Here is a 6,609-nt window from a genome sequence, read left to right as displayed (position 1 = left end):
CGGCGCGTTGACATATTGAGCGACCGCGCCCGCATCGGCATGGCCGCCGAAGCCGGCGCCCGGCTGCACGACATTGCCGATGACGAGGCCGATGACCAGCGCGAAGGTCGAGACCACCTCGAAATAGACCAAAGCCTTGACGCCGACGCGGCCGACCTTCTTGGCGTCCTGGATATGGGCGATGCCGGTCGAGACGGTGCAGAAGATGATCGGCGCCATCACCATCTTGATCAGCTTGATGAAGCCGTCGCCCAGCGCCTTGACGCCCGGCGTGGTCGCGAAATCGGGCCAGGCGACGCCCACCACCACGCCAAGAAAGATCGCGATCAGCACCTGCACATAGAGCAGGCGATACCACGGCTTTTTCGCCCCGATTTCCGCCGGGTCGCTCATATTGATCGGCTTTGTGATTGTCTCTGACATGAATGGCCTCCCGAGCCTCGCTGTTCCGCGCTTGCGCGGCATCCGTTCAAAGTGGTGTTTTGACGCCCGTCATTTCCGCTTCCGCTGTGGCGGAGCGGGATGGATCGCCATGCCGATCAATCGGCGCAATGATCCGCGATCGGCGCCTGCGTCGCCGGATCAAGCAATCTGTAAATTCCGGAAAATGACACGGGCGATTTCGCCCGAAACCTCATCCGCTTGCGCGCAGACCGATCATTCTTTTTGCCTCCCTGCGGCCCGGTTCATTCTCGTTGGTTGGGGCGGCAGCAGGTTCCATGCCATGAACGCAGGTCTGCCAAGCATCTGACGCGGACCTGATAAGCATATGAAATAATGGACATTCATGGGCGCCGGTTCGAAGCCGGTCCGGCGTCCATTCCGAAATATCGGAAAACGGGCGCCGAAGCTCGACCGGACATCCGTACTGATCAAAATTATCGTTCCGATCCAGGTCGCGCCGGAGCCGATGGTCATTGCCGCCAAATATTGAAATCCGCAGAAGGGGCTTCAGCTTGGTGAGCCTCCCGACGGCAATATAATGGAGCTCCTCGAAGCTGGCGTTTGACGCCAGAACTAAATCGCCCGCTTGAGTCCAGGCCGCGACGCCCATCGCGCGAACCCGCGCGGATCGGCGTTTCGTTATCGGCGCGCCGCTTGCGACAACGGCAACGACGTCGTGTATTTGACCTGCTTCAATGCGAAACTTGAGCGGATATTCGCCACGCCGCGGATTTTCGACAGTTCCTTGACGATGAAATGCTCCAGCGCCGCGACGTCGGGCACGACCACGCGCAGCAAATAATCGGAATCGCCGGTCATCAGATAGCATTCCATCACTTCGGGATAGCGGGCGATAGCGGCTTCGAATTCCTCCAGCGCCCGCTCGACCTGCCGCTCAAGACTGATCTGGATGAAGACGCTCACCGTCAGGCCCAGCCGTTCGGGATCGAGCAAGGTCACGGCGCGGCGAATGACTCCGTCTTTTTCGAGCGCGCGAACCCGTGCGAGACAAGGCGAGGGCGAGAGATGAACGCGCGCGGCAAGCTCGACATTGGAGAGGCCGGCGTCGTCCTGCACTTCCTTCAGAATGCGGAGGTCGATCGCGTCGAATTCGGACTTCATGGCGGTATGATATGCTGATGATGATCTAAATCGAAGCTGATTATGCCCCATAAACAAGGTTTCTCGATCATATTCGACAGAAAATTCGGGCCATCCCGCGATAGGATCGCATCAGACGGAGCGCTGACGCTCCGGGAGCCAATCGGGAGTCCATCGTGAACGCCGCCGCCAGCACAACCGACGTCAATTCTACGAAAACCACGGATTCCGACCCCGCCGAAACCGCCGAATGGATGGAGTCCCTTCAGGCCGTGATCCATTATTCCGGGCCCGAGCGCGGCGCCTTTCTTCTCCGCCAACTGGACAATTTTGCGCGTGACGAGGGATTTGCGGGGCCGGCGCAGCCTTTTTCCGCCTATCGCAACACCATTCCGGCGGAAAAACAGGGCGTCTTTCCCGGCGATCTCGAGATCGAGCAACGCATCGCGTCGGTGGTGCGCTGGAACGCTCTGGCCATGGTCGTGCGCGCCAACAAGGCCTATGGCGAGTTGGGCGGCCATATTTCCAGCTATGCCTCGGCGGCGGAGATTTTCGAGACCGGCTTCAATCATTTTTTTCGCGCGACTGATCTCGTTTATTTTCAGCCCCATTCGGCGCCCGGCGTTTATGCCCGCGCCTTTCTCGAAGGGCGGCTGGGCGAAGACCATCTGGCGCGCTACCGGCAAGAAGTCGGCGGCGGCGGCCTGTGCTCCTATCCCCATCCCTGGCTGATGCCGGATTTCTGGCAATTTCCCACCGGCTCCATGGGACTCGGACCAATCAACGCCATCTATCAGGCGCGGTTCATGCGCTATCTGGAAAATCGCGGGATGAAGCCTGTGGGCGACGAGCACGTCTGGGGCGTGTTCGGCGATGGCGAATTGGACGAGCCCGAATCTGTCGCCGCCCTCACCCTCGCCGCGCGCGAAAAACTCGACAATCTCACCTTCATCGTCAATTGCAATCTCCAGCGCCTCGACGGGCCGGTGCGCGGCAATGGCCAGATCATCCAGGAGCTGGAAAGCCTGTTTGCCGGCGCCGGCTGGAATGTCATCAAGGTGCTGTGGGGATCGGAATGGGACGCTTTGTTCGCCCGCGATCGCCATCATGTGCTGCTGCGTCGCTTCGCCGAAACCGTCGATGGCGAATATCAGAATCTCGGCGCCAAGGACGGCGACTATAATCGCGCGAAATTCTTCAATCGCGATCCCGAAAGCGCGGCGCTCGTCGCGCATATGACCGACGGCGAAATCAACGCTCTCAAGCGCGGCGGTCACGATTTTCGCAAGCTCCACGCCGCCTTCGCCGCGGCCCGCGCCGAACGGGGCCGGCCGACGGTCATTCTGGCGAAGACCAAGAAGGGGTTTGGCATGGGGGGCGCCGGCGAATCCCGGATGACCGCCCATCAGACCAAGAAACTCGACGTGGAGGCGCTGATAACCTTTCGCGACCGTTTCCACCTGCCTTTCGGCGACGAAGCGGCGGCCGAATTGCGTTTCTTTCGCTTTCCCGACGACAGCCCCGAAGCCCTTTATCTGCGCGCCCGCCGCGAGGCGCTGGGCGGACCGCTGCCGGCGCGTCGCCGAACGGCCGCGAAAACGCCGCCGGTCCCGGCGCTGGAGACCTATGCGCAATTCGCCCTGAATCCCGCGGGCAAGGAAATGTCGACGACCATGGCCTTTGTCCGCATGTTGGGCGGCTTGTTGAAAGACAAGGAGCTTGGCCGGCGCATCGTTCCGATCGTGGCCGACGAGGCCCGCACGTTCGGCATGGCGAACCTGTTTCGCCAGATCGGCATTTATGCGCCAAGCGGCCAGCTTTACGAGCCGGAAGACGCGAGTTCGATGCTGTCCTATCGCGAGAGCCGCGACGGCCAACTGCTCGAAGAGGGCATCAGCGAAGCCGGCGCGCTGTCCTCCTGGATCGCGGCGGCGACCGCCTATTCCGTGCACGGCCAGCCAATGCTGCCGTTTTACATCTATTATTCAATGTTCGGTTTCCAGCGCGTCGGCGATCTGATCTGGGCCGCGGCGGATCAGCGGTCGCGCGGCTTCCTGATCGGCGCCACCGCGGGACGCACGACGCTGGGCGGCGAGGGTCTGCAGCATCAGGACGGATCGAGCCATGTAATGGCCGCCGCCGTTCCCAATTGCCGCGCCTATGACCCGGCTTTCGCCGGGGAGCTGGCCGTCATTCTCGACCACGGCATGCGCCGGATGATGAGCGAACAGGTCGACGAATTCTATTACATCACGGTGATGAACGAGAATTACCCGCAGGCCGACCTGCGGCCGGGCGACGCCGACGCGATCGTCAAAGGGATGTATCGGCATTCGGGCGAAGGCGAGGCGGAGACGCAATTGCGCGTCAGGCTGCTGGGTTCGGGAGCGATCTTCCGCGAAGTTCAGGCGGCCGCCGCGCTGATCGCGCGCGATTTCGGGGTCGCCAGCGATCTCTTCAGCGTCACAAGCTATAGCGAGCTCGCGCGCGACGCCCAGGAGGCGGAGCGTCTCGCCCGGCTTTTCCCGGACGAGCCGCCGCGCCTCAGCCATGTCGCGGCCTGCCTGTCCGGCGACGCGCCCGTCATCGCGGCGTCCGATTATGTCCGCGCCGTGCCGCAGCTCATCGCGCCGCATCTGCGCGCCCGCTGTGTCGTTCTCGGCACGGACGGCTTCGGACGCAGCGACGCGCGCGCGGCGCTGCGAAAATTCTTCGAGGTCGACCGCAACGCCATCGCGCTCGCCGCCATTTTCGCCCTGGTCCAGGACGGCCAACTGCCGCCGCAGGCCCATCGCGACGCTTGCGCACGCTATGGCGCAGGCGCCGAACGCGCTGCGCCCTGGACGCGTTGAGGCCCGGCGACGCGGCCAGAATGAAAACAGCGCGTTTGCGTTTTGATCGCTCTGGATTCACCTTGGACGCGCCACTGAGAAGCGGCGGGATTTGAAATTTCGACACTTCATAATTTCCGGACGAAATGATCCGGACATATGGCCGGAATGAGTGGATAAGATCGGCGCCATAATGCGGCGCGCCCCGTGACCAACGCGCCGCTGCGCTGCCGACCGGAGAAAGTCTTTTTGACGGAAGACGGCAAAAGGATCGAAATCGAAGCGATCGTCGCCGCCATCGAAAGAGCGCCGGACGACTTCCGGTTCGGCTCCGTCGTCTTGGCGGATCTGTCGCCGCAAATCCGCGGCCGAACCAAATTGAATTTCCATCAGGTCGCCTCCATGGCGCTCCGGGACGCGCGGCGGCCGCTGCTGCTGGCGGAACGGGAGGATGTTAGCCTCATCCTGGTCGACGGCTGGCGCCGCGCCGCGCGCTCGAAACAGCTCGGCTACGAGCGCAGCCATGCTTGGATTCCCTCGGCGGCGCAATGGCTGACGTTTTGCGCCCTATCAAGCGCGAAAAACTGATTGAGCGCGCAGCGGAACCGACCGCAGAGCATCGAGGAAGGCCCGCGACGGCTGGCGGGCGCGGCCTCGAAAGGGCGTCTGTCGGGCACGTCCTCATCGGGGGGCCGACAATAGGCGTTTGCGTCGTTCCCGGGCGATCGTCTGATCCAGAACCTGCAGGAAGCGGGAGCGGTTTGCCGGCGTAAAGGGCGGCGGCCCGCCCGTCGTCTCGCCCGTCGAGCGAATATGCTCCATGAGGTCGCGTTGCGCCAAAGCCATACCGATCGAATCCTCGGTGAATGCGCGCCCATAGGGGGCGATCGCGTGCGCTTTTCTTGCCAGGACGCGGGCCGCCAGGGGAATGTCATTCGTGACGGCGACGTCGCCGGGGACGACATGTTCGGCGATCCAGTCGTCAGCGACGTCCGAGCCGGCGTTCACCACAATCCGCGCGATCAGCGGCGATTTCGGGATTTGCATGAAACTGTTGGAAACCACGAAAGTCTGCAATCCATAACGGAGCGCGACTTTATAGGTCTCCTCCTTCACCGGGCAGGCGTCGGCGTCGATGTAGATCTTGATGGTCATCCAGGCAGGATAGCACAGGAACGCCCGTCTGTGCCGACGCGTAAAAGCAAGCCGCGGTCATTTCGCGACGGCAATGGAGTCTTTCGTGACCGAATCCTTGCTATCGACCTCAACCCCCTAAAAAAACGGGCAAATTCCTCGTCTTGGAAAAACGCAGGTTTCGCCAGAATGGCCGGCGCTGGACGGAGTGACCCGGTAACGGGTCTGGCAGACATTTTCCCTGTTAATAGGGGAAAAAAGCGGGCGCGATGCCGCATGCGAATAGACGCGGATGGACTCAGGATACGAATTCATCACACTTGAAAACGGTCCGAGTGCTTGGGACGCATGATCCCGAAACGTGCAATGCTGCGATAAAGAGTGATCCGCGCGACGCCGAGAGCGCGAGCGGTCGCCGCAATTTCCCAGTGATTGGATTTCAACGCGGCAATCAAAGATTCACGCCCAATTTTCTGCCTCGCATCTGGAGGCCGGTCGTTCGGAGGACAGTCTTCGGGATGTGACGACGATTTTTCTCGTTTTTCGAAAACTTCGGGCGGCAGATCCTTGACGGTAATGCAGGGGCCGTCGGCGACAGCCAAACAATAACGGACGATATTCTGTAGCTGCCGGATATTTCCAGGCCAGTCGTAAGCAAGCAAGAGCGTCATGGCGCTTTCGTCGAAAGCGATGTCGCTTCCGTCGCCATTGGATTCATTCCGCAATATGTTTTCGATTAGAGCCCGGCGATCCGCGCGTTGGCGCAGCGCGGGTAATTTGAATGTCATTCCCGCCAGTCGGAAATAGAGATCCTCACGAAACTTTCCAGAGGCGACCAGATCGCGAATGTCGCGATGCGTAGCGCAGATAACATGGAGAACGACCGGGATGGCCCGCTCCTCGCCCAGAGGATGAACTTCATTTTGCGCGAGAACACGCAAAAGGCGAGACTGCAGGTCAAGCGGCATGTCGCCTATTTCGTCCAAAAACAGCGTCCCTCCGCTCGCCTGGAGAATTTTGCCTTTCATCCCCTTTTTTCGGGCGCCCGTGAACGCGCCGTCGGCGTAACCGAACAACTCGCTTTCAATCAGGGACTCAG

At 61.3% G+C, this 6,609-nt stretch carries 8 protein-coding genes; 2 read left to right on the top strand and 6 right to left on the bottom strand.

Going from position 1 to position 6,609, the window contains the following annotated elements:
• The 3 genes from ACE3S9_RS12560 to ACE3S9_RS12550 all read right to left on the bottom strand — a co-directional run.
• The coding region (locus ACE3S9_RS12560; RefSeq protein WP_374546806.1) for a cation:dicarboxylate symporter family transporter at window positions 1-423 on the bottom strand (423 nt) is incomplete at its 3' end.
• Between the two features lie 211 nt (window positions 424-634).
• A complete protein-coding gene (locus ACE3S9_RS12555; protein WP_374546805.1) occupies window positions 635-1,054 on the bottom strand; it encodes a hypothetical protein in 420 nt (139 codons plus the stop codon).
• A 29-nt stretch (window positions 1,055-1,083) separates the two neighbouring features.
• The gene (locus ACE3S9_RS12550; protein ID WP_374546804.1) at window positions 1,084-1,566 is read right to left on the bottom strand and encodes an Lrp/AsnC family transcriptional regulator; all 483 of its coding nucleotides are present in this window, start codon (window positions 1,564-1,566) and stop codon (window positions 1,084-1,086) included.
• Between the two features lie 155 nt (window positions 1,567-1,721).
• Between ACE3S9_RS12550 and mdeB the strand changes: the two genes are divergently transcribed.
• Entirely contained in the window at window positions 1,722-4,397 is a 2,676-nt protein-coding gene (mdeB, locus tag ACE3S9_RS12545; RefSeq protein ID WP_374546803.1) for an alpha-ketoglutarate dehydrogenase, read from the top strand.
• A 57-nt stretch (window positions 4,398-4,454) separates the two neighbouring features.
• Here mdeB and ACE3S9_RS12540 read toward each other — a convergent pair whose 3' ends face one another.
• The gene (locus ACE3S9_RS12540; RefSeq protein WP_374546802.1) at window positions 4,455-4,766 is read right to left on the bottom strand and encodes a hypothetical protein; all 312 of its coding nucleotides are present in this window, start codon (window positions 4,764-4,766) and stop codon (window positions 4,455-4,457) included.
• A 12-nt stretch (window positions 4,767-4,778) separates the two neighbouring features.
• On the opposite strand from ACE3S9_RS12540, the gene ACE3S9_RS12535 reads away from it, so the two are divergent.
• Complete coding sequence (locus tag ACE3S9_RS12535; protein ID WP_374546801.1) at window positions 4,779-4,964, top strand: hypothetical protein; 186 nt, start codon at window positions 4,779-4,781, stop codon at window positions 4,962-4,964.
• A gap of 93 nt (window positions 4,965-5,057) precedes the next feature.
• On the opposite strand, the gene ACE3S9_RS12530 is transcribed toward ACE3S9_RS12535, so the two are convergent.
• On the bottom strand, window positions 5,058-5,531 hold the full coding sequence (locus ACE3S9_RS12530) for a YaiI/YqxD family protein (protein ID WP_374546800.1): 474 nt from the start codon (window positions 5,529-5,531) through the stop codon (window positions 5,058-5,060).
• Window positions 5,532-5,824: 293 nt separating this feature from the next.
• A partial coding sequence (locus ACE3S9_RS12525; RefSeq protein WP_374546798.1) for a sigma-54-dependent Fis family transcriptional regulator occupies window positions 5,825-6,609 on the bottom strand: 785 nt, incomplete at its 5' end.

This window comes from Rhodoblastus sp., assembly GCF_041915505.1.
Lineage (GTDB): Bacteria > Pseudomonadota > Alphaproteobacteria > Rhizobiales > Beijerinckiaceae > Rhodoblastus.
Note: the sequence above shows the minus strand (reverse complement) of the source record. Positions and strands in the feature narration are given on the sequence as shown.